Here is a 24,624-nt window from a genome sequence, read left to right as displayed (position 1 = left end):
AACCTTTGAAGCGCGAATTGGACAGTCTTGTTATTCAGATGCACAGTGCCGGTGTTCTCTATGCAGATGCGGTTCGGCAGTTTAAGCGCCGTTACATCTTTGAAGTCCTCGCGCACCACAAAGGCAACCAGTGCAAAGCCGCTGAAGAGCTCGGTATGCACCGCAATACGCTGAGCCGCACCCTTGCGGAACTCGATATGGATACCGCCCAGATCCGTAACGGTATGCGTCGGCCACCGGCCAGCGAGCGTCCGCGGGTGGAGAGCATCAGCCGGGGAATTTTGGGAAGCCGTTAATCTTCGGATTCCGTCTAATCAGCAGCCGATGATGTCCCGCCTCCCAGACCGCGCTGCGATGCTGCGCCGCTCTTTTACTGCGGTGGCGTTGACCGCCTGCGTATTAGCTGTGGTGTATGCGCAGGAACCTGCGCAAACACCCCCAGCCCGGCAGACAGTTGATCTTGCCGGGAGGTCCGGGACGCAACCTTCAAAAGACGTGCAGGAAAACCCCCGGCGATTAAAACGGGCAGACGATGCTTACCTGTCCGGTGCCCGTCTGCTCGATCGAGGCGATCTGGCTGGCGCAGAGTCCCAATTTGCTCTGGCCTCAGCGCTCAACCCCTCCAATGGAGACTATGTCCAGGCCGCAGCGCTGGCTCGTGAGCATCGTGTGACGGAACTGGTACAACAGGCAGGCAAGGCTCGCCTACTCGGTCATCCCGACAGATCTCAAAGCCTGTTAGCCGAAGCACAGAGACTTGATCCGACGAACCCGATCATTACGCAACACCTCGATGCCGCGGCAGTCTCAGCCTCGTTTCAACCTCAAATCCAGGGCGGCCAAACCAATGCCGCTCTCTTCTCAAAGACCTCGGCGATTGCAGGGCCCATCTCCCTCGAGCCGAAACCGGGGAAAAGATCGTTTCAGATTGCCGCAGACTCAAAGCAGGTGATGACGGAGGTTCTTGCAAGCTATGGCATCCGTGCCGTCTTTGATGACAGCATCCAAGTAAAACCGTTGCGGTTCAATGTCGACGACGTGGCATACGATCAGGCATCCGCAATCCTATTGCAAATGGCAAATGGATTTGCAGTGCCAATGGATGCACACACGATTCTGATCGCAACCGACAATACTGAAAACCGACAGCGCCTCGAACGCCAGTTGGTAGAGACCATCTATGTTCCGGGCTTCACAACCGAACAGATGAACGAGTTGGGGAATGTGGTTCGCAGCGTCTTCGACGTCAAGCAGGCTACAGTCCAGGCGGGGAGTGGAAGCCTGGCTTTGCGCGCTCCCGAGGACACGCTTACCGCTGTCAACCTCACTCTTGCGGATTTAGTCGAGGGCGGCGCCGAGGTCTTGCTGGATATGCGCCTCTATACCGTCGATCGCACGCGGCAGCGCAACATCGGCGCGCAGCTTCCTCAGCAGATAGGTGTTTACAACGTTGAAAGCGAAGCCCGAAAGCTGGTGCAGGCGAACCAGTCGCTGGTGCAGCAGGCCATCAGCCAGGGGTTAATTCCGGCAAATGCCAGCGATATCACCATTGCCCTGGCACTTATTTCGTCCGGCCTGGTTCAAAGCACATTGTTAAGCAATACGCTCGGTTTCTTCGGCGGCGGGCTTACGGCCACAGGCGTCACGGCAAACGCATCGACAAAGCTCAACCTTGCGCTGAACTCCAGCGACACACGCGCCCTGGACAATATCCAGCTTCGTGTCGACGATCGGCAGAATGGAACCTTTCGATCAGGAATGCGCTATCCGATCCTCACCGCAACTTACACCAGCGGAATCTCAGGCAACGCTTCTTCTCTTGCGGGCACAACGATCAATGGAGTAAGCGCGCAGAGCCTGCTTAATCAATACTTGGGAGCATCCGGCTCAGTAACGATTCCGCAGATTCAATACCAAGACCTGGGCCTACTGGTGGAGGCTACTCCAACCGTCCAGCGGTCTGGCATGGTAAAGCTGAAGCTCAACCTGAAGATTCAAGCGCTGGGCGGAGCCGCCATCAACAACATTCCCATCCTCATCAACCGGCAGTACACCTCTGACGTTACGGTGGCCGATGGAGAAACCACGCTGATCGCGAGTTCGCTGAGCCGCTCAGAATCAGCCGCAATCAGTGGAATCCCCGGTTTGGGTGAGCTTCCAGGATTCCAGACTGCTACCGCCGACAAGACTGCGGAGACCGATTCAAGCGAGCTGATCCTGCTGATTACACCGCACATTGTGCGTCATCGCTCCAACGAGGTTGCTGGACCGCGTATCCCCTTCAATCAGCGGTTGCCCAATTAATCTAATCGGCGAAAAGACGTTGTATCGCATGGCACCCACAAGGTTTGACCATACGATGACGAGTCGATATACTTACTTCTGTGAGAGCGGGAGTAGCTCAGTGGTAGAGTGCTTCCTTGCCAAGGAAGATGTCGCCGGTTCGACCCCGGTCTCCCGCTCCAAATAATTCCCTGCCTGCGGTAAACTTCACATACAATTTGCAGGGCTGAACAGAACGGCCCACACAGAGGCGCGGTACCCAAGTGGTAAGGGAGAGGTCTGCAAAACCTTTATGCGTCGGTTCGATCCCGACCCGCGCCTCCAAATTTCTTCCTCTCGATAAAGCTTCTCGCCCGGCCTACATCAGATACGGTTTAAAGAACTGGTTCAGCAATCTGTCGCCGGGATCATATTTTTTGCGTGTATCCGCAAGAAGCTGTAATCGGTCTCCCACGGCCTTCTTCATAATCGCAGGCGTTAAGTTCGCAGTCTGATTGAAGAGCGGGACGCCATCCCGGTCGCTGCAAAACTGGTTGTACGCTGTCAGGTATTCGTCCCAGCCAGGGTTCGCAGTCGATACGGGATCCAGTGTCATGACCGTCCCATGATATGAGTAAGAGAGCAGCGATTGCTGGTCCGCAGCTATTCTGTAGCCAACGTAAAGCAGGTTCGAGCGATAGCCCTTCTGTTGGTAGTAATCGTTGCAGAATTTGTAAAAATCCGAGATAGCCGCGGGAAAGTCTTCCTCACGAAATGCAAACAGACTGAACGTATAGCGATGATCGTTGGATACAGGCGGGTAGTCGATGATCTGGTCGGGGGCGTGCGTGTAGTCGCTCGATACGATGTTCTCAAGCGTCAGCCGCCAGGATGCGTTGAACGCATCGACGATGCCGTAGCGGATGGATGGAGAGGCGATATTCTGCTCAATATCGTGCCCAAGCTTAGGCCCCGATGAGCCCCATATATGGTTCCTGATGGCCCAGGCGGTACAGTTGGCTTCTCCTGTCGCGGACGGATTGTACTTCCTGAATTCAACCGTAATCTTATCGGCGAAGGGAAACATGTAATACATCATGGAGTAGCCGGATGCCTGCAACGCTGGCAACTCCTTCAAAAATTCAGCAAGGCCATACGTCGTGTGATGAACAGCCATGGGAATCAGTGGACGAATTTTGTAGGTCACTTCATATACGATTCCGAGCAAACCATAGCTTGATCGAACGATCTTCATAAGGTCCGGTTGCGCAGCTTCTGTTACGTCAAGAAGCGAACCATCCGCGAGCACCATCTTTGCGCCAATAATGTAGGAACCTACCTGGCCATACTCGCCCTCAAAGGACGCATCCTTTGTTCCTGCGCACGCAGCACTTCCTGCGGTAAGGCTACCGATCTCCGTGTTCACATAAAACTGATAACCCTTTTCCTGGAGCGCTTTCGCCATGTGAAGGTGCGTCGCTCCCGCCTGCGCCACAAGCGTTTCGGGGCCTATGCTAAGCAGTTGATTCATCTTCATTCGAATAAGCGTCCCGCCATCGGCCGTGCCGCAAGGAGAGGTCGAGTGGTTCGATCCAACTGCTCGCACAGGAGCCGGATAGTGCACGGCATCCTTCACGATCGCAATAATGTCTTCGACGGAGTTCGCGTCGACCACCACCTGCGGGTGCGACACAATATTGCCAAACCAGTTCGTAACAGTGATCTCTGCCATTTTTATCGCACCTCGCTGAAATAACGACGGGCCCGAACCAGCAGCACACAAGCGGGAAGACATCCAAAGACCGAAGAGAATATGCGCCGACAGCCGCTTCAGTCAAGGAGACTACCAGCAGAGCTTCACTCGAAGCGTTCGTCGCCAGTAGGCTCATACAACGGCACATTGTTCATGCTGTGCCTGAATTTGGAAAGCGTGTCGTACACTCTACGCCGTGCGCGGTTAATGTTCCCGAGTGGGCGATGCTCAGCAATACAATGCCACGGGTTATATGACAAACGCTTCGCAAAATCCATCTGGGCAGGTGAACTGAAGACCTGCGCTGGAATCTTAACAGTTGCCACTGCCACATAAGGCGATTTCTTTGCAGGCCACAGCACAGCGCTGTTTTCCAGCGGCATCAAAAACGAGTCAGTCTGTAGCTGCACCTTCATTTCAAATACAGCGTCCTGCCGCGAAAGCGTCGCCGCCATCGCCTGACGCAGATAGTCGTCAGGCGGGCGTAAGGGCAGTCGCGGTATGCGCGTCTTTACAGTCGAGCTGGGCCAGAAGGAGTACTGCATCGCCCGCCCTTCTCCCAGCAAGTAAGGGACTTGTCCAAAATAGGGTGACTCAAGCGGGCTGCTCTGGGTTTTGAGAAAGAGCGACTGCATCACAAAGTCAAGAATATGCGGACGATGCAAATTGATGAAGTAGAAGACCTGCGCATTCCTCAAGCTCTCAACCTGCAACTGCGCATTTGCGCTTGCATCGGGGCTTACAAAAACAGGCGCCGAGACTGCGAGGAGGTCCTGCGTGAACTTCTCCTCGTCCATCAACTTTGGGCCGGGTACTCCCATTAGTTTGACGCTCATGCTCATAAATCCCACATCGTCGATATCGGGAGTAATGTACGGCCCGGGCCCTGAGAACCTCACCCATGCCTTATATGTGCGCGGCTCTGCGAAGATGCCATGACGAAGCTGTGCCGGCAGTCCATCGTGTACTGTAAAGTCCGCACGTACGATTCCATGGGTCTTTGTATTACCTCCTCTCTCGAAAGCCCCCGGCTTCCATAGTCCACGCAGTTGCGCCTGAAAGGTGGAAATGATCGAGTCGAAGTAAATTTCCTCATCTTCCAAGAGCTTTTCTTCGGCTATCTTCAGGCCGTCATCATGCCGTCTTGCGTTGATGAGCCACGTCACCACATTCGCCAATGGATCGCGGAGAACAGAATCAAACGCCGGGCGATAAAATGGATCGAACCGCCGCTCTAACTGCACCAGCTTAATAGCGCAGTTGGCGAGCGCATTAAGCAGCGCCGATCCTGTATTGGCCTTCGGAACAGGTCTGTCTGGATTTAGGGTCAAGTCGCACCTCGCACATAACAAACAACGTCACAACTGACGTCTATGAGGTTGGAAATTGCAGTGCGAAGTGAATTGTCTTGTCCTTCTTCCAATACACAAGCCCGAGATAGAACCCTGGCCCAATCTGACGGATCTCATCGCGAACATGCTCAGCCAGCATCGATGTCTTCGAATAGTCCAGCACGATGCACTCTTTGCCATCAAACCAGCTCTCTGACTTATAAACCTGTGCCACGATTGCATTTAAACCAAATGCAAGAATGCGATTCGTTAACGTGCCATGAACAGCGTCGAAGGTCTTCCCTTGCCATGTGAAGATGTTGATCAGTGACGCAATCGCTGGCGAAAACTTTGTGCCAGGTGCGACGATTGCTGTCCCATTCGCTTCGCCGTTTGGAATATCTCCCGTCGGACTATTTGAAAAGAGTTCATCGAGCTGCTGGTTGGACATCTCTATCAACTGATTGACGGTATAGGCCATCGTGCAATCTCCTTATGCTTCAGAAATCAATGCACACCGAGGCCCATGTGCGAGCATGGCCAACTATGACCTCACTGCCGGCATTTGTCAATCGAACAGTTGACAGGGTGCAATTTAGCCGCTTCAGGTTTTTACCAACTGACGCTACGATGGATGCACGAACAAGGCCCCTCGTACAAACTCCGACAGGCAGAGGCGCTGTTGAACAACGAGACACAACACGCAATCGCTGAATTTATCGTTATAGGTTCTGGCGCAGGTGGCGGAACAGTCGCCGCGCGATTGGCGGAATCCGGCCGTACTGTTTTACTGCTTGAGGCTGGCGACGATCCCAGAGCCAGCCAGGCTGATCCCGCTTCTCCAAGTGGCGGTCTACCAAACGACTACGATGTGCCGGTCTTCAACGGCTATGCCTCGGAAAACAAGAACATTGCATGGAACTTCTTCGTTCGCCACTATGCGAATGATGACAGGCAAAGGCGTGATCCGAATTACGTAGAGACCCACGACGGCAAGAGAGTCGATGGAGTGCTGTATCCCCGCTCCGCAGCGCTAGGTGGTTGTACGGCTCACAATGCAATGATCTTCGTCTATCCGCACAACTCGGATTGGGATGGGATCGCGGAACTCACAGGTGACGACTCCTGGAGTGCCGAGCACATGCGGAGCTACTTTGAACGTCTCGAACGCTGTCGTCATCGCACGTTTCATCGCCTGCTCAATTGGTTCGGATTCAACCCTACGCGCCACGGCTGGAATGGATGGCTGTCGACTGAGCGTGCTATTCCGCTCGCGGCAATCTTCGACTGGACGCTCGTCCGAACAATTCTGATTTCTGCCTGGCAGGCCTTCAAACACGCCGGCAGCCGCCGAGACCATCTACGCTGGCTGTGGAAGGGGGCATTCGATCCAAACGATTGGCGCCTTGTAAGAGAGAGCGCAGGAGGTGCACGATACCTTCCTCTCACTACGAGCGATCACGCTCGCACTGGTACACGCGAGCGAATACTGAATGTTCATCGTCAATCGCCTCAGCTTCTGATCATCGAACTCAATGCGCTGGCAACGAAGATTCTCTTTGACGATAGCAATCGAGCAATCGGCGTGGAATACATCAAGGGGAGCCGCCTCTACGGGGCGAGCGCCACTCCCGCTATCCAGACCGGCGAAACGATTCGCGTCTATGCGAGTCGCGAAGTCATCCTATCTGGAGGTACCTTCAACTCGCCACAACTATTGATGCTCTCGGGCATTGGGCCCTCTGATGAACTTGCGGTGCACGGCATTCCCGTACGAGTTGATCTCCCTGGAGTCGGCAGGAATCTACAAGACCGATACGAAGTTCCCATCGTCAATCGAATGAAGTTCAAACAATGGCGCATCTTCCGCGGCGCTCGCTTCTCATCCGACGATCCACCGTTCCAGCAATGGAAAAAAGCGCGGCAAGGGCCATACATTACAAACGGTGGCGTCCTGGCTGCTTTTCGCAGGTCGTTTCCTGACAAAGCAACTCCAGATATTTTTTGCCTCGCCATACTTGGTCTCTTTCGGGGCTATAAACCTGGATACTCCTCTATCTTTGCAAATAACCTGAACTACCTGACCTGGGTTGTGCTTAAGGCTCATACAAACAACAGGGCCGGTCGCGTTACACTTCGCTCTGCGGATCCGCTCGACCCGCCGCTTATCAATTTTCATTACTTCGATGAGGGCAGCGATCTCAGAGAAGAGGACCTCGCCGCGGTCGTTGAAGGGATTCGCTTCACCCGCAAGATTACGCAATACTTCAAGAACATCGGACAGATTGAAGCTGAGGAACTGCCGGGTGATTCGCTCCAGTCAGACGACGACCTTAGAGCCTTCGTGCGCGATCATGCCTGGGGACACCACGCTTCATCGACATGCGCGATCGGCCCATGCGATCAACTAGGCGTCCTCTCCAGCAATTTCTGCGTTCACGGGACGCAAAGGCTGCGCATTGTCGATGCGTCAATCTTCCCGCGCATTCCAGGTTTCTTTATCGCAAGTGCTATTTACATGGCTGCCGAAAAAGCTGTCGACGTCATCCTTCGAGAGAATCAAGAACATGACATACGATGAATCTGCGTTGACAAGCGATTGCTTCGACTATATCGTCTCTTCACAATTAGGTTTGGGCCTCTTATGTGGTTTGACTTCAACTGAGTAGAGGCTGGTCATATGATCAACAGTCTTTGCTAGCTGTTGCGGTTTTGTGATTTTCCCGGGCTCCATCGTTTGCGAGAGTACGACGGAACAAACACAATGACTCCCCAAGCCAACATCATGATCGTTGCTTCCATTGCTCCAAGCCACGAGAATGAACTGCGTTCACTCTTGGCCAGCATGACGTCTCAACCCGGCACGTACGATCCAACCAACGCCTTAGTCCCCTTTCATGAGATCGATACTCTTCACTTTGCTCGGTTTGTGATTCTGGAAGACGCAACCAGAGATGACCTTCTTGCATACGGAGACCCTATAGCAGCGAGTGGAAAGTCCCTCGCCCTGCTCTGCGATTTCGATGGAGAGGTGGACCGCTTTATCGGTGATCTTGTCTCCATCGCGGGTGTCGGTCTCGTACGCATCTTTTCAAACTGCGTATCTCCTCCCACAGTGGCGAACCTGACCTCATGGCTACACGCTCATAACGCACGCGCATCTGCCTCATATGTCAATTGGATTGGCCGCACCCTAGTGCAAGTGCATGAAGAAGAACTTTTGTACCAGGCACTGGGGAAGCGGATCGAAGCGACGGATCTCAGCGGCTCCAGTCCAAGGCAGGTCTGGGACGCGTTACATCGTTTCGTCGAACAAGAGCAGACGGCAGGTCGAATCACGCTAACTCCTGAACCTCCGACACCTTTGAGTTGGCGGATTAAGAACATCTTGCACTGTATCGGCATCCCATTGCTGCTTCTTCTCTTCTTGCCGCTCATTCTGCTCTACCTTCCATTCTTTTTAATCCAGCTTCGCATCCATGAAAAAACCGATCCCGTGATTGCTCCACGCCCCAGGGCGGATCACAATCACGATCTAGCAAGGATTGAAGATCATCTCGTTACGAACCAATTCAGCGCATATGGCAATCTCAAACCAGGCTCGTTTCGCCGTTGGACGATTGCTACGGTATTCCTCGCAATCGATTACACGGCTCGACACGTCTTCAATCGAGGATTCCTGGCGCGTGTCGTCACCATTCAATTCGCCCGCTGGGTGTTCCTCGACGATCACAAGCGTGCGTTCTTCGCGAGTAATTACGACGGAAGCCTCGAAGCATACATGGGCGACTTTATCAACAAAGTGGCCTGGGGACTGAACGTTGTCTTCAGCAATGGCCTCGGCTATCCCAAAACAGATTGGCTCATCGCCAATGGCGCAAAGGACGAGTTGACCTTCAAGGACTATTTACGGCGGCATCAGTTGCCGACCCAGGTGTGGTATAACGCAACACCAAATCTTACAGCTTGCGATAAAGAGCGTAATGCGCGAATCCGCTCTGGTCTGGAACAGCCTTGGATGAGCGATAGAGCATTGCAACAGTGGATAGGTCTCTTTTAGAAGATAGACGTTGGCAACGTTGAAAGGAGTATTTAGCAGCAGTGGCTCCCTTATCCAACGACGATTTTAAGGACATGCAAGGCCTGCTACGCTTTGGCTACGGCAAGCTCACACAGGCTTGCTTTTTGCTGCTTCGCATCGACGAGTCTGCATCTGCATCAAGATGGCTTGGACAAGCACCTGTTACAACTGCGGAGACACAAAACCCTCCGCCATCTCGTGCATTACAGATCGCTATTACCGCTCAAGGGTTGAAAAAATTACGCGTTCCAGAAGAAGTCATCAATGCCTTTTCGCCTGAATTCATCTCCGGCATGACAGGCGAAGACAATCGCTCGCGCAGGCTGGGCGACGTTGGAGCAAACTCTCCCGATCAATGGTTATGGGGACAACAGAGCTCAGTGCCAGACATCGTTGTCCTGCTCTATGAGCAGTCGTCCCTCCACGAATGGAAAAATACGATTGAGTCGCAGGTAGAGAGCTCGGGCTTTGCTCTGTTGCGCACTCTGGTTACGACCAATATGGGCGGCGTCGAGCCCTTCGGATTTGTTGATGGCGTCAGCAACCCGGCAGTCGATTGGGAGAGGAGGCGCGATTCCTCTGGTGACAAGCTCAGCTATGGGAACCTCTCCATGCTTGGCGAATTCGTGCTCGGATATCCAAATGAGTACGGCAGATACACCACTCGCCCGATACTTGAAAATTCAACTGCAGATCTCCCCAACGCTGAAGATGCGCCAGCCAAGAAGGATTTAGGCCGAAACGGAACTTATCTGGTCATGCGTCAACTCGATCAGGATGTCCATGGATTCTGGCAGTTTCTCAACGAGCAAACCGGCGGGGATTCGGATCACGCACAAAAACTCGCAGAGTTGTTTGTCGGGCGTCGCATGTCCGGAGAATCGCTTCCCCCACAGTCGAATGAACCCATCGAAGGCGTCGGTCCTGCTGCGGATGATATACGCCGCAATCAATTTACCTTTGATTCGGACCCGCAAGGAGTTCTGTGTCCCTTCGGTTCGCATATCCGTAGAGCAAATCCGCGTAACATCGATCTCCCTTCCGATACTCCACGGGGAGCGTTAGGAAGGCTGTCTCGTATTCTGGCACTCAACAGGGTTCTCAGTAAAGACCCGGCCCCTCTGCACTTCGACCGAGTCGCATCGACACGTTTTCATCGTCTTATTCGGCGTGGCCGCGAATACGGGCCTCCACTCACGCAGGACCAACGCAAAGCAGCGCCTATACCTAACGAGCCTGCCAGTGGGCTTCATTTCATCTGTCTTAATGCAAACATAGGGCGCCAGTTTGAATTCATTCAGGGCTCGTGGCTTCAAAGCACAACCTTCGATGGGCTGCGAGATGAAGACGACCCACTCGTTGGTATTCGCCAGACTGCGGCTGGATGTCCGGCCAGTCGATTTTCGCTCCCAACGGATGCCGGCCTGCGGCAACAGATTCACAACATTCCCCGTTTCGTTACTGTGCGCGGCGGAGCATATTTCTTTCTACCTGGAATTCGTGCGCTTCGATACATTGCGCGCGTTGGCACTAGTTCGTAAATGGAGGGATAGTGATGCAAGGCTTTGATCGAAATCGGCTCTTCAAAATTACCTTATCTCTGCCAGCGCAGGCAGCACGTTTAGCTGTTGGAGGTTGTGTAGTTGCCTTCCTGACGCTTCTGCAGGGCTGCAATGGAACTCCTGGCGTTTCTGGAATTCCAGGTCATGTGAAGGATGAGGCACGTCTTGCTAATCGCCCTGCAAGCAGTTTTCCTGCGGCCGACGAAGACTATTTCCACGACATGGATGGCGGAATTGCTCTCACCCCAGATGAGATTAAGGGCCGCAATACCTGGATTGTATGGGCTGCGGGCAACGATCGCATGTGGGATTTCCTGACGAAGACCAGTGTAGGCAACCTCGACTTTCTGAAGACCATCTCTTCCTATCCCACACTGAAGGCGACCCGCGACAACCGCTGGGAATATCTTGGCCTGCTGAACGAGCCTTGCATGGTCAAAGCAACTGGCCCCGATCCCAACCGCTATGGTCTTTGGCTCGATCATCGTGATCCCAAATGCGGTTCGGATCCCTTCGAGAACGAACAGAAGTATCCAGGCGTAAAGATTGGCGCGCGCGGAAAGAATATCGACGCCGGCTCGTACTACGGGTATGCCACGGGAATCGTAGGATTGCGCCTCTTCCCTAACCCCGATTTCGATGCAGCTGCGCAGAAGAAGTGGGATGCGAATCGTTATTACACCGACCCGAAGTACTACCTCTCAAAAGACCTGATTCGCCCTTACCGGGTCGGCATGTCATGCGGCTTCTGCCATGTAGGACCCAATCCGGTGAAACCTCCTGCCGATCCGAACAATCCCAAGTGGGAGAACCTCAGCTCCAATGTCGGCGCGCAGTATTTCTGGATCGATCGAATCTTCGACTGGAGCCCGGAGTCCAGCAGCTACATATTCCAACTCTTCCATACTTCCCGGCCCGGCACGCTTGATACCTCGCTGATCTCTACCGATAACATCAATAATCCGCGAACAATGAATGCCGTGTACGCACTTGGGCCGCGGCTCGATCAGGCCCTTCGCTGGGGCAAGGAACGTCTTGCGGATGGACAGAAGGACAATAAGCAATTCAACGACTACGTCTCCTCAGGCCCACTGACGCGGCTTTACACAGCGCCCGATATCGTTCAAACTCCGCGCGTCTTGAAGGACGGGTCAGACTCCGTTGGGGCGCTGGCCGCGCTCAATCGCGTCTATCTGAACATTGGCACATTCAGTGAAGAGTGGTTGCTGCATTTCAACGCGCTGATTGGCGGTAAGGAAGTAACACCCATCAAAGTTATCGATGCCCGTAACAACTCCGCCTATTACGAGGCGACCGAGAACCAGACGCTCGACATGGCGCTCTTCTTCCTGAAGAGCACGGATCCACACCTGCTGAAAGACGCTCCTGGCGGCCTCGCGCACATTACAAAAGATCAGGCAGTTCTCAAACGAGGCAAGATCGCATTCGCTGAACGCTGCGCACGCTGCCATTCCAGCAAGTATCCCACTCCTCCTCCAAATGCGGACCCCGCAAATTGCGCCGGTTCAGGCTACATGGACTGCTGGAACAGATACTGGGAGTGGACCAAGACAGAAGACTACAAGAGCAAGATGCGTCAGATTGTCCTCGCACCAGACTTTACACAAGGTAACTATCTGTCGACCGAGCTACGTGTTCCAGTCACACTATTGCAAACCAATGCGTGCAGTCCGCTTGCCACAAATGCCATCGGGGGAAATATCTGGGACAACTTCTCTTCACAGTCCTACAAGGATCTTCCCTCCGCCGGCACAATCACCATCTACGATCCGTTTACGGGTCAGCCAAAACCATACACGCTTCCAGCGGGAGGTCGAGGATATACTCGTCCGCCTTCACTCATCAGCATCTGGTCAACGGCTCCTTTTCTTCTGAACAACAGCCTCGGAAGATTCAACTCGAGTCCATCCGTCGAAGCCCGGCTAGATTCTTTTCAGGACTCGATCGAGCAACTGCTCTGGCCCGAGAAGAGGCAAACCGACTCCGTCCTCGGCAATAAGGTTCCCGGAACGATCGACCGTACAACCGACCGTAGCTACCTTCGCGTTGCGAGCGGCTATCTCCCCGACTTTCTGCAAGCGCTTCGCGGACCTCTCGCGCGTTTCGCCCCATGGCTCTTCGGCGAAGACGGCATACAGATCGGCCCTATCCCCAAAGGAATACCCGTCGGGCTTCTCGCGAACCTGAACGTCGTTCCCGAGACTCACGATCCTATTCAACGCGCCGCCTATCAAAAACGAGTGCTCGAAGTTCTGGTTCAAGCCAAAAATACACTTAAGAACCTTCCCCCGGACGCAACAGACGATGATGTTAAAAAAGCATTCGTCGACCTTCAGGGACCGCTTATGGAGCTGAGCAAATGTCCTGACCTTGTCGTGAACCGCGGTCACTACTTTGGCACAAGCTACTTCGCTGAAGAGCCGCCGCTAAGCGATGAGGACAAGCGCGCGTTGATCGAATACCTGAAGACCTTCTAACGGCGCGTAAGCTCTGCAATCTGTCCAGCGAACTCCGGCCACAGGGCCGTGAGTTCGCTGCGGCTGGCCGAATCGTAGTCTTCATATTCAAACCCTGGAGCGACCGTGCAGCCAAGCAGCGCCCAGGCCCCGCCTGGAATCAACCTCGCCCCCTGCCACACGTCGTGCTCCACCAGGACCTGCGGCTTCTGTCCGCGCAGGAGGTCGTTCCCAATCACAATCGACCTCCCTGTTCCTCCTGGCAGCAGTTGCAGCATCTCGACCGCATCGCCAGCATAAAAGTGGAACATCTCATCGGAACGCAGTCGATGCATCTCGCTAAAGGTATCCGGCTCCAGCAGGTAAAAAATCGCTGTAGAGAGTCGTCGCGCTCCGTTGTAGCGATCGAATAATGTCTGCACAGGAATGCTCTCTACGGCCGCATAAGTCTGCATGAACCATCCGCCCTCCCGAGGGTGTGGTTCCAGGCGCAGCAGTTTCTTCACATCTTCCGCAGTCATCGCTTTTCCCTTCACGGTATGCTGATGATACCCATCCCATTTTATTCAGCGGACGATCCACCACAAATGCGCTCCAAACTTGAACACTACTTCGGTTTTTCTGCACGGCACACAAACTGGCGCACAGAGATCCTCGCCGGCTTTACGACGTTCATCACGATGGCGTACATCATCTTCGTCAATCCAGCCATCCTGCACGAAACCGGGATGCCGATTGCAGCAGTTACCGTAGCAACCTGTCTTTGTGCCGCGTTTGGCAGTGTACTGATGGGGACGCTGGCCAACTATCCTCTGGCTCTCGCGCCAGGAATGGGGCTGAACGCTTACTTCACCTATACCGTCGTTAAGGCAATGCACGTCCCTTGGCAGACCGCACTGGGAGCAGTCTTCCTCTCTGGCATCATATTTTTGATCCTCACGTTTACCGGCATTCGCCAGCTGCTTGTCAGCGCAATTCCTCATCAACTCCATGCAGCCGTCGCTGGCGGAATAGGCCTCTTCATCGCCTTTATCGGCTTCCGAAACGCAGGTATCATCGTCCCGAATCCGTCGACTACTGTCGCACTCGGTAACCTGAAAACACCCGCCACAGCGTTGGCACTCTTTGGGCTTGTGCTTATTGCGGTGCTACAGGCGCTCCGAGTACGAGCCGCTATGCTGATTGGCGTATTGGGAACCATGGGCGTTGGATTGCTCTTCGGACAGGTCCACTGGCAGCCCATCCCGTACAACTTGTCGGCACTCCGCGAAACTGCGTTTCATCTCGATATCTCTGGCGCACTGCACATCGGCGCGGCCGAAATTGTCTTTGTCTTTTTATTTGTCGACCTGTTCGACAACATCGGCACATTAGTCGCGGTTGCGGACCGCGCCAATTTGATGACGGCGAAACACAGCATTCCTCGCCTCAATCGCATCTTCTTTGCAGATGCCACCGCGACAATTCTCGGTTCACTCACAGGCACAAGCACCGTAACCAGTTACATAGAATCTTCAGCTGGAGTTGCAGCAGGAGGACGGACCGGCGTTACCGCAATCGTCACTGGACTCCTCTTTGCACTTTCTCTCTTTGTTGCTCCTTTGCTGGGCGCCATCCCCAGCTTTGCGACATCGCCAGCGCTCATCCTCGTCGGCGGACTCATGCTTACCGGTCTGGGAAAGATCGAATGGAACGAACCCGTCATCGCGATCCCGGCGTTCCTGACGGTAACCACAATCCCGCTCACCTGGTCGATTGCAGACGGCCTCAGCTTCGGCCTCACCAGCTTCGCCGCTCTCGAGATATTCACCGGCCGGGCGAAACGTTCAAGCTGGATGCTCTATCTGCTCGCTCTGCTTTTTCTTCTCCGGCTGTTTTTCCTTCATCGAGCATAGAAAAGGGCCTCGATCAACCCGAGGCCCTTGCAGTAAATGCCTTCTTCATCATCGACTGCCGAGCGTTGGCGGAGTTCTCGGGGCTACAGCCCCTGTGCTTACTCCGTCCTGCGCCGCCTGATAAGAGATCACCGTCTTCAACGTCTCATACGGCACACCATTCAGCGGCAGCATGTGGCCATTCACCACCAGCATCGGTGTCTGCTCAACCGCAACATCCTGCGCCAGCTTAATCGATGCCTCAACGGCCTTCTTCGTCTGCTCCGTTGCTGCACAGGCGTCAATCGCCGCTGGATCCAGACCCGCCTTGGTCACCGCATCCTTTAACGTTTTATCGCCCGCATCCGGAGTCAGCGCTGCCTGGTTGTCAAAAACCGCAGACGCATAGGTAAAGAACGCATCGTTCTTCTGTTTCGTAATACAGTAGCCGTACTCCGCAGCTTTAAGCGCGAACGGATGAATCTCTACGAGCGGAAAGTTCTGAAACACGATGCGCGCATTCGGGAAATCCTGCGCCAGCTTATCCATCGTTGCCTGCGCCTCTTTGCAGTGCGGACATTGCAGGTCGGCAAACTCCACCAGCATCAGGTCCTTGCTTGCCGCACCGCGATAAGCGCCGTCTGCCCTGTCCTGCAGCAGCTTGCGGGTATCTGCAAATGGGGTCGCGCCAAAGTTGATTACGTTGGAATTGTCCGCAATGGCATGTTTTCCATCCGGCGTTACGAAGAACGATGAGGAAGCAACCTTTGCATTCGGACTCTTGTCCGAGATAAACACGATGACTTTGCTGACACCGGGCGCCTGTGTAGTCTGTATAGCCTCGACCCGCCAGATACGGTTCGGATCGTAGCCCCATAGGGCTTTCAAGAACGCATTAACCGTGTCGACCGTTGGTGTAGCAGCCGTAAAGTACTTGGCATTGACCGGTGGAAACGGATCGGGGCGGCTCGAAGGATCGAGCGACTGCAACTGCAACGGAGGCTTGGGAGCGGGCGCCGCCTGAGATGCTGGTTGAGCAGCCGCCGCGGCTCCTGCCTGAGCCTGACTGATCGAAGCTGCGCAAACCGATGCTGCGAACACTGCCGATAAAACGATAGCTCTTTTCTTCAAGGAACCCTTCCTTCGCAAGATCAAATACTGCATTGTTATTAAACCTGAACTTTAACGGCTATGGGAAATCTTCGCCCAGTGCCGAACGACTTCTGCGTCACCTTTAAGACGGGAGCGGCCTGCTGACGTTTGTATTCGCTCCGCTCAACCAACGTAAGCACCGACTGCACCAACCCTTCATCCACGTTCTGTTCGCGCGCGATCTCTTCTGCTGAAAGATACCGCTCAACATACGCCTCAAGGATCGGGTCGAGAAGATTGTAGGGTGGAAGCGAGTCCGTATCGAGCTGCCCCGGACGCAGCTCCGCCGAAGGAGGCTTTTCCAGCGTATTGCGCGGAATAATCTCTTTCGCCCTGTTGGCATATCGTGACAAAGCGTAGACCCGTGTCTTGTAGACGTCACCAATCACAGCCAGTGCACCCACCATGTCGCCATACAGAGTGCAGTAGCCCACAGCCATCTCGCTCTTATTACCGGTCGTCAGTACCAGCGCGCCAAACTTGTTAGAAAGCGCCATCAGCAGCGTGCCACGAATTCGCGGCTGAAGGTTTTCCTCTGCAAGCCCAAAAGCCGTCCCTTGAAAAAGCGGTGCCAGCACAGACTGAAACTGGGCAAAGACATCGTGAATCGGCAGTAATTCAAACCGTATCCCAAGATTCTTCGCCAGGCTTCGCGCATCTTCAATTGAGCCAAGCGACGAATACTCCGTCGGCATGCCCACCCCAACCACATTCTCCGCACCAAGTGCTTCAACCGCGATCACGGCTACCAGAGCCGAATCGATACCTCCGCTCAGACCAACTAGCACCTTGCTGAAACCGCACTTTCTCACATAGTCCCGTGTCCCAAGGACCAACGCCTGCCAGATCTCTGCCGTATCGTCACAAGCCGCGGTCGTTGCCTGTGAAACAGCTTCCGTGTCAACGATAACCATGTCCTCTTCGAAACACGCGCCGCGTGCTATAACATCTCCCTCGGGCGAAAGTACAATCGAAGAACCGTCAAACACCAGGCCGTCGTTGCCTCCAACCTGATTTGCCATCAATACATAAGCTCTATGGCGTTTAGCGATCGCCGCCAGCATTTGCTGCCGTACGGCAGGCTTCCCTTGCCAGTACGGAGAAGCAGAGATGTTGAGGATCATTCGCGGCGCGTTGTCGGCCGCTCCTTGTTGCATCAACGCATCGACAGGATCAACCGGATAGAGCTGGCGCGGCCAGAAGTTCTTATCATTCCACGCATCCTCGCAGATCGTAATAGCGATTGGGCTGCCGTCCAGATCAATCAACGCCTGCGACGAAGCAGGTTCAAAGTAGCGCTGTTCGTCGAAGACGTCATAAAACGGCAGCAGCATCTTCTGTTGAATAAAAGCAACCTTGCCTCCCCTTAGCAACGCCGCAACATTGCGCACACGCTTCCCCACAGGCCCATCCGCCGGCAGCACTGTACCTACAAGCAGTTGAGGGCGATTACCTGCTGCTGTCCAGTCCGTGAGCTCATGCAAAGCCTGTACCGCTTGATCGACAAACGCCTGCTTTTCAAGAAAATCAGCCGGAGGATATCCGCATATCGCAAGCTCGGGGAACACGGCAAGATCGACGCCCTGCTCCGCTGCGCGCTCAGCAAACTCAAGTATCTTTTTCGTATTTCCGGTAAAGTCGCCAACGGTGGGGTTGATCTGCGCCAGAGCTATCTTCACATCGTAAGTCTAACGCTTTGCCCCGCCTCGCGTGGAATTGCCTTAGCTTCCAGTGCCGCTGAAGACCACTCCAATGGTTCGGGCAAGTATCTTCATATCGAGCCATAGGCTCCAATTTTCCACATATGCGGTATCCAGCGAGATATAGCTGTCAAACGACGGGTCTTGCCGTGCTTCAACCTGCCATAGTCCCGTAATGCCGGGAAGCACGTTGAGGCGCCTCAGATGCGACAGGTCATACTGCTCCACTTCATTCGCAATCGGCGGTCGTGGCCCTACAACGCTCATATCTCCTCGCAAAACGTTGTAGAACTGAGGCAGCTCATCCAGCGAATACTTCCTCAAAAATGCGCCCATCCGTGTCACGCGTGGATCGTTGGCAATCTTAAACAGAACGCTGTCCCGCTCGTTCATGTGGGCCAACTGCTCCTTCAGTTTGTCTGCATTCGCCACCATCGTGCGGAACTTATAGCAGGTGAAGGTCCGGCCTTTCCTCCCTATGCGTTGTGCACGGTAAAAGATGGCGCCATCGGAATCCAATCTGACTGCAATGGCGATCGCCAGCATCAGCGGCGAAAGTACAACGAGCGCAATCGAAGATACGGTGATATCGAGTACGCGCTTGAACAAAAATGCTCCAATCGGAAAGTCCCTGCGATGGAGCGGAATCGTTGGGAACTGCCCGATATATTCCACGGGAGCATTCCATGCCAGACCGTCGTAAAGGTCAGGCACAACACGCACGTCAATTCCAGCCTGCCGTGCTTCTTCCACCATGCCGATAACCAGTTTCTTGTCACCTGGAACGGAGAAAAATATCTCATCCACAAAGAGCGAGCGTGCCAGCGATACGCAGTTGCGCACATCGCCAATCACGTCGGCATCGCCACTCTCAGCCTCGCGCTCGGTTAGAGCAACAAAACCCTTGAAGCGAAACCCCAGATGCTCCAATGAGTCGAGGTGGTTCCTCAGCGCATGGGCCACACGCCCTGCGCCGACGATCATAACGTTACGCGTTTGAATACCTTCCCGGCAGCGGCGATAGACGATGCGTCGCCATAGCGCGCGCCGTACACACAGCAATACCGTCGAAAGCACCACCGTCGACATAACTACGGCGCGCGAAATCGCCGCACCTTCAAATAGATAGAGGGCCCCGCAGAGAAGCAGCCCCGAGGTTAGTACCCCTTGAATTGTCATGCGCTGTTCATGGAGGCCGCTACGGTGCTGGATCTGTCCATACAAACCGTAAGATCTGGTCAGAAATACGACGCAGCCAGCAAACCAGCATAGATAAAGGACCAGAGCGCGGGGGGATGCTTGAATCACATGCGGCGTAGCAGCCGTGAATGTCTGTACGCCCGCTGGAACCGCAGCATTCAAACGTAACGCAAGAATGGCAGCCAGCAATACTGTCATCAGATCCAGCGAAGCCCAGACCAGGCTTGTCACCGATGGCCGGCGGAAAACTCCAAACCTGGATACGCTATGACCTCGCGTTCTGTGTCCCGAGACGATAACTTGCTGGAGGTAATCTGGTGTCGCCATTTTGAACGCCTTTCACGTACATTCCCAGGCTCAACCGGTTAGAGACTGCAAAAATGCAGACCTTCCCATCAAGAACAACAATCAAAATCCAGTTTGGCATCAGCATTGATGCAGTGGCCAACATATATGCCAGCAATCTCGGACTAGCTAAGCGGCTTCACCCTCTGCCTAACTATAAGAAAAGAATAATTGCCGCTAACATACACTTGCAATCACCCTTGAATGACACGTTTGGGGAGTAGCGATTACAGTTAACACCCTTGTGTGATTGATAAACTCATTCTTTGGTTGCCAGCCTGTATGAAATCTGGGGCTCTGCGCTTGGCTGACGCAATGCACACGCTTAAACAACAGGAACAACAAGTTCGTCTAAGGTCAGAAACTCCTTCAGAACCGGGTCGTCGCTCTCTTCCATCTCCTGCATCGTTCCAAAAAAGTGGGCTTTTCCCGCATGCAGAAAAACGACGCGGTCCGCCAGCTTTTTGGCAAAACGCATATCGTGCGTCACAACAATACTGGTCAGATGCAACTGTTGCTTCAGCCGCTCAATAAGGTCACCTAGCAGGTGGGCCATCAACGGATCAACCATCGTTGTGGGCTCGTCATACAATATTGCCTCAGGCTGCGCCGCTAATGCCCTCGCAATAGCAACCGAACGCTTCATCCCTGTAGAAAGGTCTGAGGGCAGAAGGTTCTCCATCCCCGCAACGCCAACCATCTCAAGCAGCCCTTTAACGACCTGTAATATCTGCTCTTCGCTAAGGTCGCCTCTCTCTCTTAGAGGAAACGCCACATTTTCACCAACAGAGATTGAATCGAACAGCGCTCCATTTTGGAAAACCATCGTGACCTTGCGTCGGATTGCCTGCATCTCCGACTCGGTATACCCGGCAATATCGTCGCCTGCCACTCGAATCGTTCCGCTATCGGGCTTGAGAAACCCCATGAGCATCTGCAACGAAACCGATTTTCCAACTCCGCTGCGGCCAAGAATACAAAGGGTCTCCCCCGGCATCACGCAAAAGCTGACATCCTCCAGGACAACAAACTTCCCAAATGACTTCCATACGTGCTCAAACGAAATATACGGACGAGGATTCTCGTGGATGTCCAACACGGCGTCGGCGGCAGCTTCATTCTGCTGCGCCGCCTGTCCCATAAACTCTTCCACTACAGGAGCGACATCCGACGAGATGTCCGATGTCAACGAAGACGTGTTGTCAGCAGACGACACGTTCCCCCCGTCGTCCGGCACATGCGTCAAGCCATCCTCTCGTTGTCTCTCGTCCGCCATCGGGGCCCTCTTGCACTATTGTTGCATTCGTCCTTGTCAATATCTGGATTGCTCCTCAAGAGCGTCAGCATATCGTTCCACGTCGGTAAACTCATCAGGAGTGTTGAGATTGGAAAACCACACCGGCAGGGCTACTCGTTGCGCCGCGGTGATAGCGCCATCGCTGCCCGCGCTTTCAAGTTCTTTCAAGAATTTTGCCGCCGCTTCCTCATCCCATTTCCGTACAAGCAACACGTCTTCAATCCTCGCGTCCATCCTTGTAGCCAACTGCTCCGCCGCACCCTTAAGCTCCGGAAAAAGCTTCAACCTGCCTGCCTCCAATGACTCCCGCACATAAGAAGCAAGATCGCGATGCACAAGACAGAGCGCCGGCTGTACCGCGCCGTCTACAGCAAACAGAGAGACCCGCGCATCTCTGCGCCGCAAAACATCGTTCGCCCAATACCTCAGCAGAGCTGCTGGAACAAATGGCGTATCCACCGGCACAATCAACACCCAATGTTTTTTTGAATCTGAGAGCGCCGCTTCAATCCCCCCCAAAGGTCCACAGTTCACATGAAGATCGGCAACCGGCGGCGCAAACCTTGCCATCGCAGGGTTGCCGCTCAAAATGCAAACATCGGGAGTAATGCTTCGCAGCTTTCTTACTGCATGTTCCACCAGCGGCCTCCCGGCCAACTCAAGCATCGCCTTATCCTGGCCCATGCGCGTACTGCGGCCGCCTGCAAGAATGTACGCTGCAAAATTCTCCAGCAAGCCGCTCATTGTCATCCCTTGCCGATGCCCGAAAAGAAACGCACCAGCGATTCAATCCCGCGATGGAAGTTAGCAAGGTGAAACTTCTCATTCGGGGCATGCAGGTTGTCATCCGGCAACCCAAACCCCATCAGCAGTGTAGGAATCTTTAGCTCTCGCACGAAGTCTCCAACAATCGGAATCGACCCTCCGCCACGAACAAACACAGTCTCTTTGCCGAAGACCTCGCGCATTGCACCGGTCGCAGCCTTTACGTAAGGGTTGTCGGTAGAAACCACAATAGCGTCTCCTGAATGGATCAAACGCACCTCAACCTGTACTCCCCTCGGAGCAATCGACTCAACATACGTCTTATATGCAGCAAAGCTCTCCGCAGGCGTCTGGTCAGGGACGAGCCGCATACTGATCTTCGCAACCGCCTTCGCCGGAATCACTGTCTTCGCCCCAGCCCCGATAAATCCTCCCGGCATGCCGTGAACATCCAGCGTAGGCCGCGCCCATGTTCGTTCCAGCACGCTATAGCCTGGCTCCCCGGTCAATTCGCCCGATCCCACCTCGGTCTGGCGGTAGTGCTCCTCGTCAAAGGGCAGCGCCTTCCATGCCCTTAACTCGTCCGCTGACGGCTTGGCCACTTTGTCGTAGAACCCCGGCACCAGTACGCGCCCGCTCTCGTCCTTCAGTTTCGCGATGATATGCGCCAGAGCAACAAAAGGATTCGGTGCGGCTCCGCCATACATTCCCGAATGCAGATCGGTGCGCGCTCCTCGAACCTCGACCTCGGTGTAGATCATCCCACGCAGTCCGACACAAAGCGTAGGCAGATCCGGCGCAAACATCTCCGTGTCACTCACGACTGCGACATCGGCCTTCAACTGGTCGCCATGTTCGCGTACGAATCGCGCGATTCCCTCGCCCCCAACCTCCTCCTCGCCTTCAACAATCACGCGCACGTTGACTGGGAGCCTTCCGCCATTCGCGGCAAACAGCGACTCCAGCGCCTTGACATGCATCCACATCTGGCCTTTGTCGTCTACCGCCCCACGCGCATACAAGTTGCCATCTCGCTCATCAGGTTCAAACGGCGGAGACTTCCACTCATCGAGCGGCTCCGCCGGCTGCACATCATAATGTCCATAGCAAAGGACCGTCACCGCCCCAGCGCCTGCGTGCAGCCAATCGGCATAAACCAGTGGATGGCCCGCGGGATGCTCCGCCGATACCGTTTCAATCAGCCGCACATTCTCCATCCCGATGCGTCGAAGCTCATCCGCCACAAACTGTGCCGTTTTACGCACATCGGATGCATGTTCGGGTAACGTCGAAATCGAAGGAATACGCAGAAGCGCCTTCAACTCCTCTACAAAGCGCACGCCATTCTGCTGCGCAAACTCAACCGCAGCTTTTGTGTTACCTGTCATACCGTTCGCTCCTTGCAACTTCCCTCCAGAGGGCGTGCGAACCATAAGTATATGAAACTGGCATCGTTCTGGCAGAATGGCTGCATCTAAATCTTCAAAAGCTGAAGGGAGTGCACCTGTATGACCACCTCACAAGCTGACGGCAACATGATCGACACCTTTGCCAGCTTCGACCTTCCCGGTGAAATATCCGCCTCCGAGCGCAAGAAGCCATGGCCGACAGGCCACTATGCCAAGACACTCTTCAAGAAGGAAGACTTCAGGGCAGTCCTCATCACGATGGAGCCCGGCTCAAAGATGAAGGAGCACCACGCCGACGGCACCATCTCCGTACAGGTACTCAAAGGACGCATCCACTTCATCGCCCAGGGAAACACCCACGACCTGCGTGCCGGAACCCTCATCACCCTTGGCGCGTCCATTAAACACGAGGTCGAGGCAGTGGAGGACTCCGCCTTTCTTCTCACCATCTCCTGGCCCGATGAAGAAAAGCTGAAGGCGATGAAGCATCGAGGCTACGGCAGTTGACACTATGACATCGGAATCATGCGAGCTGCTTATAACGCCTTGAAAAGTGCTTATCCTGCTCGCGTCAGCGCCTCCGCCAGATCACAATAGAAGCATGAGCTCAACTCCGCCCATTTCTCAACAAAGCTGGGACACCAAAGCCTACGCAGCCAACGGGCGCTTCGTTGCCAACCTCGCTACGGCAGTCGTGCAGATGCTTGACCCACGGCACGCAGAACACATCCTCGACCTCGGTTGCGGCGATGGCGCGCTCACTGCACAGTTGGCTTCTACTGGCGCTACCGTCATCGGAGTCGACAACTCTCCATCCATGCTCGAGGCTGCTCGCGCTCGCGGACTCCGCGTTGAACATCACAGCGCCGACGTTCTTCCCTACCATCATCAGTTCGACGCGGTCTTCTCCAATGCAGCCCTTCATTGGCTCTCGGAAGACCGTCATCCTGCACTGCTCGCTGGAGTACACCGCGCACTCAAGCCTGGAGGCCGGTTCATCGCCGAGATGGGTGGTCAGGGCAACATTGCCGCAATCCGGACCGCCCTCTCCGCCGCCCTGGCACCTTACGGCATCGACACCGAGACCGCTGCCGCATCGTTCTACCCTTCGCCTGCCGTCTATCGCCATCTCCTCGAACAGGCAGGATTTACCGTCGAATCGATCGAGCTTATTCCTCGTCCTACACCACTCCCGAATGGGATGGAGGCATGGCTTACAACCTTTCGAAACGGCGTACTCGATCAACTGGCCACAAACCATCGAACCCAGGCAATCGCGCATACTGTCTCCCTGCTTGAACCGGTTCTGCGCGACGGCCACGGCAACTGGACAGCCGACTATGTAAGGCTCAGATTCGCCGCAAAGTCATAGCGACAAGCACGTCGAAGAGGATGAGATGTCACCAGGGCTCTCGT

General features: G+C 54.5%; 19 protein-coding genes and 2 tRNA genes. 11 read left to right on the top strand and 10 right to left on the bottom strand.

Annotated elements, in window-relative coordinates:
* Positions 1-5: 5 nt before the first annotated feature.
* The 4 genes from JSS95_04610 (at position 6) to JSS95_04595 (ending at position 2,607) form a co-directional block, all read left to right on the top strand.
* Positions 6-296 carry a histidine kinase gene (locus tag JSS95_04610; protein MBS1799088.1) on the top strand — a complete coding sequence of 97 codons (291 nt, stop codon included), beginning with the start codon at positions 6-8 and terminating at the stop codon, positions 294-296.
* A gap of 31 nt (positions 297-327) precedes the next feature.
* Entirely contained in the window at positions 328-2,304 is a 1,977-nt protein-coding gene (locus tag JSS95_04605; GenBank protein MBS1799087.1) for a hypothetical protein, read from the top strand.
* An 86-nt stretch (positions 2,305-2,390) separates the two neighbouring features.
* Positions 2,391-2,465: transfer RNA gene (locus JSS95_04600), tRNA-Gly, on the top strand.
* A 67-nt stretch (positions 2,466-2,532) separates the two neighbouring features.
* Positions 2,533-2,607, top strand: a tRNA-Cys gene (locus JSS95_04595).
* A 34-nt stretch (positions 2,608-2,641) separates the two neighbouring features.
* On the opposite strand, the gene JSS95_04590 is transcribed toward JSS95_04595, so the two are convergent.
* The 3 genes from JSS95_04590 to JSS95_04580 form a co-directional block, all read right to left on the bottom strand.
* On the bottom strand, positions 2,642-3,994 hold the full coding sequence (locus JSS95_04590; GenBank protein ID MBS1799086.1) for an FAD-binding oxidoreductase: 1,353 nt from the start codon (positions 3,992-3,994) through the stop codon (positions 2,642-2,644).
* A 125-nt stretch (positions 3,995-4,119) separates the two neighbouring features.
* Positions 4,120-5,295 carry a catalase family protein gene (locus JSS95_04585; protein MBS1799085.1) on the bottom strand — a complete coding sequence of 392 codons (1,176 nt, stop codon included), beginning with the start codon at positions 5,293-5,295 and terminating at the stop codon, positions 4,120-4,122.
* Between the two features lie 91 nt (positions 5,296-5,386).
* Positions 5,387-5,827 (bottom strand): hypothetical protein, encoded by a 441-nt coding sequence (locus tag JSS95_04580; protein ID MBS1799084.1) that lies wholly within the window; start codon positions 5,825-5,827, stop codon positions 5,387-5,389.
* Between the two features lie 153 nt (positions 5,828-5,980).
* Between JSS95_04580 and JSS95_04575 the strand changes: the two genes are divergently transcribed.
* The 4 genes from JSS95_04575 to JSS95_04560 all read left to right on the top strand — a co-directional run bounded on the left by JSS95_04575 (position 5,981) and on the right by JSS95_04560 (position 13,487).
* Complete coding sequence (locus JSS95_04575) at positions 5,981-7,927, top strand: GMC family oxidoreductase (GenBank protein MBS1799083.1); 1,947 nt, start codon at positions 5,981-5,983, stop codon at positions 7,925-7,927.
* A gap of 183 nt (positions 7,928-8,110) precedes the next feature.
* Positions 8,111-9,406, top strand: a complete 1,296-nt coding sequence (locus JSS95_04570) for a hypothetical protein (protein ID MBS1799082.1) — start codon at positions 8,111-8,113, stop codon at positions 9,404-9,406.
* Positions 9,407-9,447: 41 nt separating this feature from the next.
* Positions 9,448-10,968 (top strand): peroxidase, encoded by a 1,521-nt coding sequence (locus JSS95_04565; protein ID MBS1799081.1) that lies wholly within the window; start codon positions 9,448-9,450, stop codon positions 10,966-10,968.
* Positions 10,969-10,982: 14 nt separating this feature from the next.
* Positions 10,983-13,487, top strand: coding sequence for a hypothetical protein (locus JSS95_04560; protein ID MBS1799080.1), 2,505 nt, complete (start codon positions 10,983-10,985; stop codon positions 13,485-13,487).
* On the opposite strand, the gene JSS95_04555 is transcribed toward JSS95_04560, so the two are convergent.
* Complete coding sequence (locus JSS95_04555; protein ID MBS1799079.1) at positions 13,484-13,987, bottom strand: cupin domain-containing protein; 504 nt, start codon at positions 13,985-13,987, stop codon at positions 13,484-13,486. The genes JSS95_04560 and JSS95_04555 overlap by 4 nt on opposite strands.
* Before the next feature lie 66 nt (positions 13,988-14,053).
* Here JSS95_04555 and JSS95_04550 point away from each other — a divergent pair, with 66 nt between their 5' ends.
* Positions 14,054-15,361 (top strand): NCS2 family permease, encoded by a 1,308-nt coding sequence (locus tag JSS95_04550; protein MBS1799078.1) that lies wholly within the window; start codon positions 14,054-14,056, stop codon positions 15,359-15,361.
* A gap of 48 nt (positions 15,362-15,409) precedes the next feature.
* On the opposite strand, the gene JSS95_04545 is transcribed toward JSS95_04550, so the two are convergent.
* The 6 genes from JSS95_04545 to JSS95_04520 all read right to left on the bottom strand — a co-directional run bounded on the left by JSS95_04545 (position 15,410) and on the right by JSS95_04520 (position 23,187).
* Positions 15,410-16,504 carry a thioredoxin domain-containing protein gene (locus JSS95_04545; protein ID MBS1799077.1) on the bottom strand — a complete coding sequence of 365 codons (1,095 nt, stop codon included), beginning with the start codon at positions 16,502-16,504 and terminating at the stop codon, positions 15,410-15,412.
* 5 nt (positions 16,505-16,509) lie between these two features.
* The gene (locus tag JSS95_04540; GenBank protein MBS1799076.1) at positions 16,510-18,171 is read right to left on the bottom strand and encodes an NAD+ synthase; all 1,662 of its coding nucleotides are present in this window, start codon (positions 18,169-18,171) and stop codon (positions 16,510-16,512) included.
* A gap of 42 nt (positions 18,172-18,213) precedes the next feature.
* A complete protein-coding gene (locus tag JSS95_04535; protein MBS1799075.1) occupies positions 18,214-19,719 on the bottom strand; it encodes a sugar transferase in 1,506 nt (501 codons plus the stop codon).
* Between the two features lie 343 nt (positions 19,720-20,062).
* A complete protein-coding gene (locus JSS95_04530; GenBank protein ID MBS1799074.1) occupies positions 20,063-21,013 on the bottom strand; it encodes an ATP-binding cassette domain-containing protein in 951 nt (316 codons plus the stop codon).
* A 36-nt stretch (positions 21,014-21,049) separates the two neighbouring features.
* Positions 21,050-21,778: a molybdenum cofactor guanylyltransferase gene (locus JSS95_04525; protein ID MBS1799073.1), complete on the bottom strand. Its 729-nt coding sequence runs from the start codon at positions 21,776-21,778 to the stop codon at positions 21,050-21,052.
* 2 nt (positions 21,779-21,780) lie between these two features.
* Positions 21,781-23,187, bottom strand: coding sequence for a dipeptidase (locus tag JSS95_04520; GenBank protein ID MBS1799072.1), 1,407 nt, complete (start codon positions 23,185-23,187; stop codon positions 21,781-21,783).
* A 120-nt stretch (positions 23,188-23,307) separates the two neighbouring features.
* On the opposite strand from JSS95_04520, the gene JSS95_04515 reads away from it, so the two are divergent.
* Positions 23,308-23,715, top strand: coding sequence for a cupin domain-containing protein (locus tag JSS95_04515; protein ID MBS1799071.1), 408 nt, complete (start codon positions 23,308-23,310; stop codon positions 23,713-23,715).
* A gap of 94 nt (positions 23,716-23,809) precedes the next feature.
* Positions 23,810-24,580: a class I SAM-dependent methyltransferase gene (locus JSS95_04510; protein MBS1799070.1), complete on the top strand. Its 771-nt coding sequence runs from the start codon at positions 23,810-23,812 to the stop codon at positions 24,578-24,580.
* The last annotated feature ends 44 nt before the right edge of the window (positions 24,581-24,624 follow it).

The organism is Acidobacteriota bacterium (assembly GCA_018268895.1).
Taxonomy (GTDB): domain Bacteria; phylum Acidobacteriota; class Terriglobia; order Terriglobales; family Acidobacteriaceae; genus Edaphobacter.
Note: the sequence above shows the minus strand (reverse complement) of the source record. Positions and strands in the feature narration are given on the sequence as shown.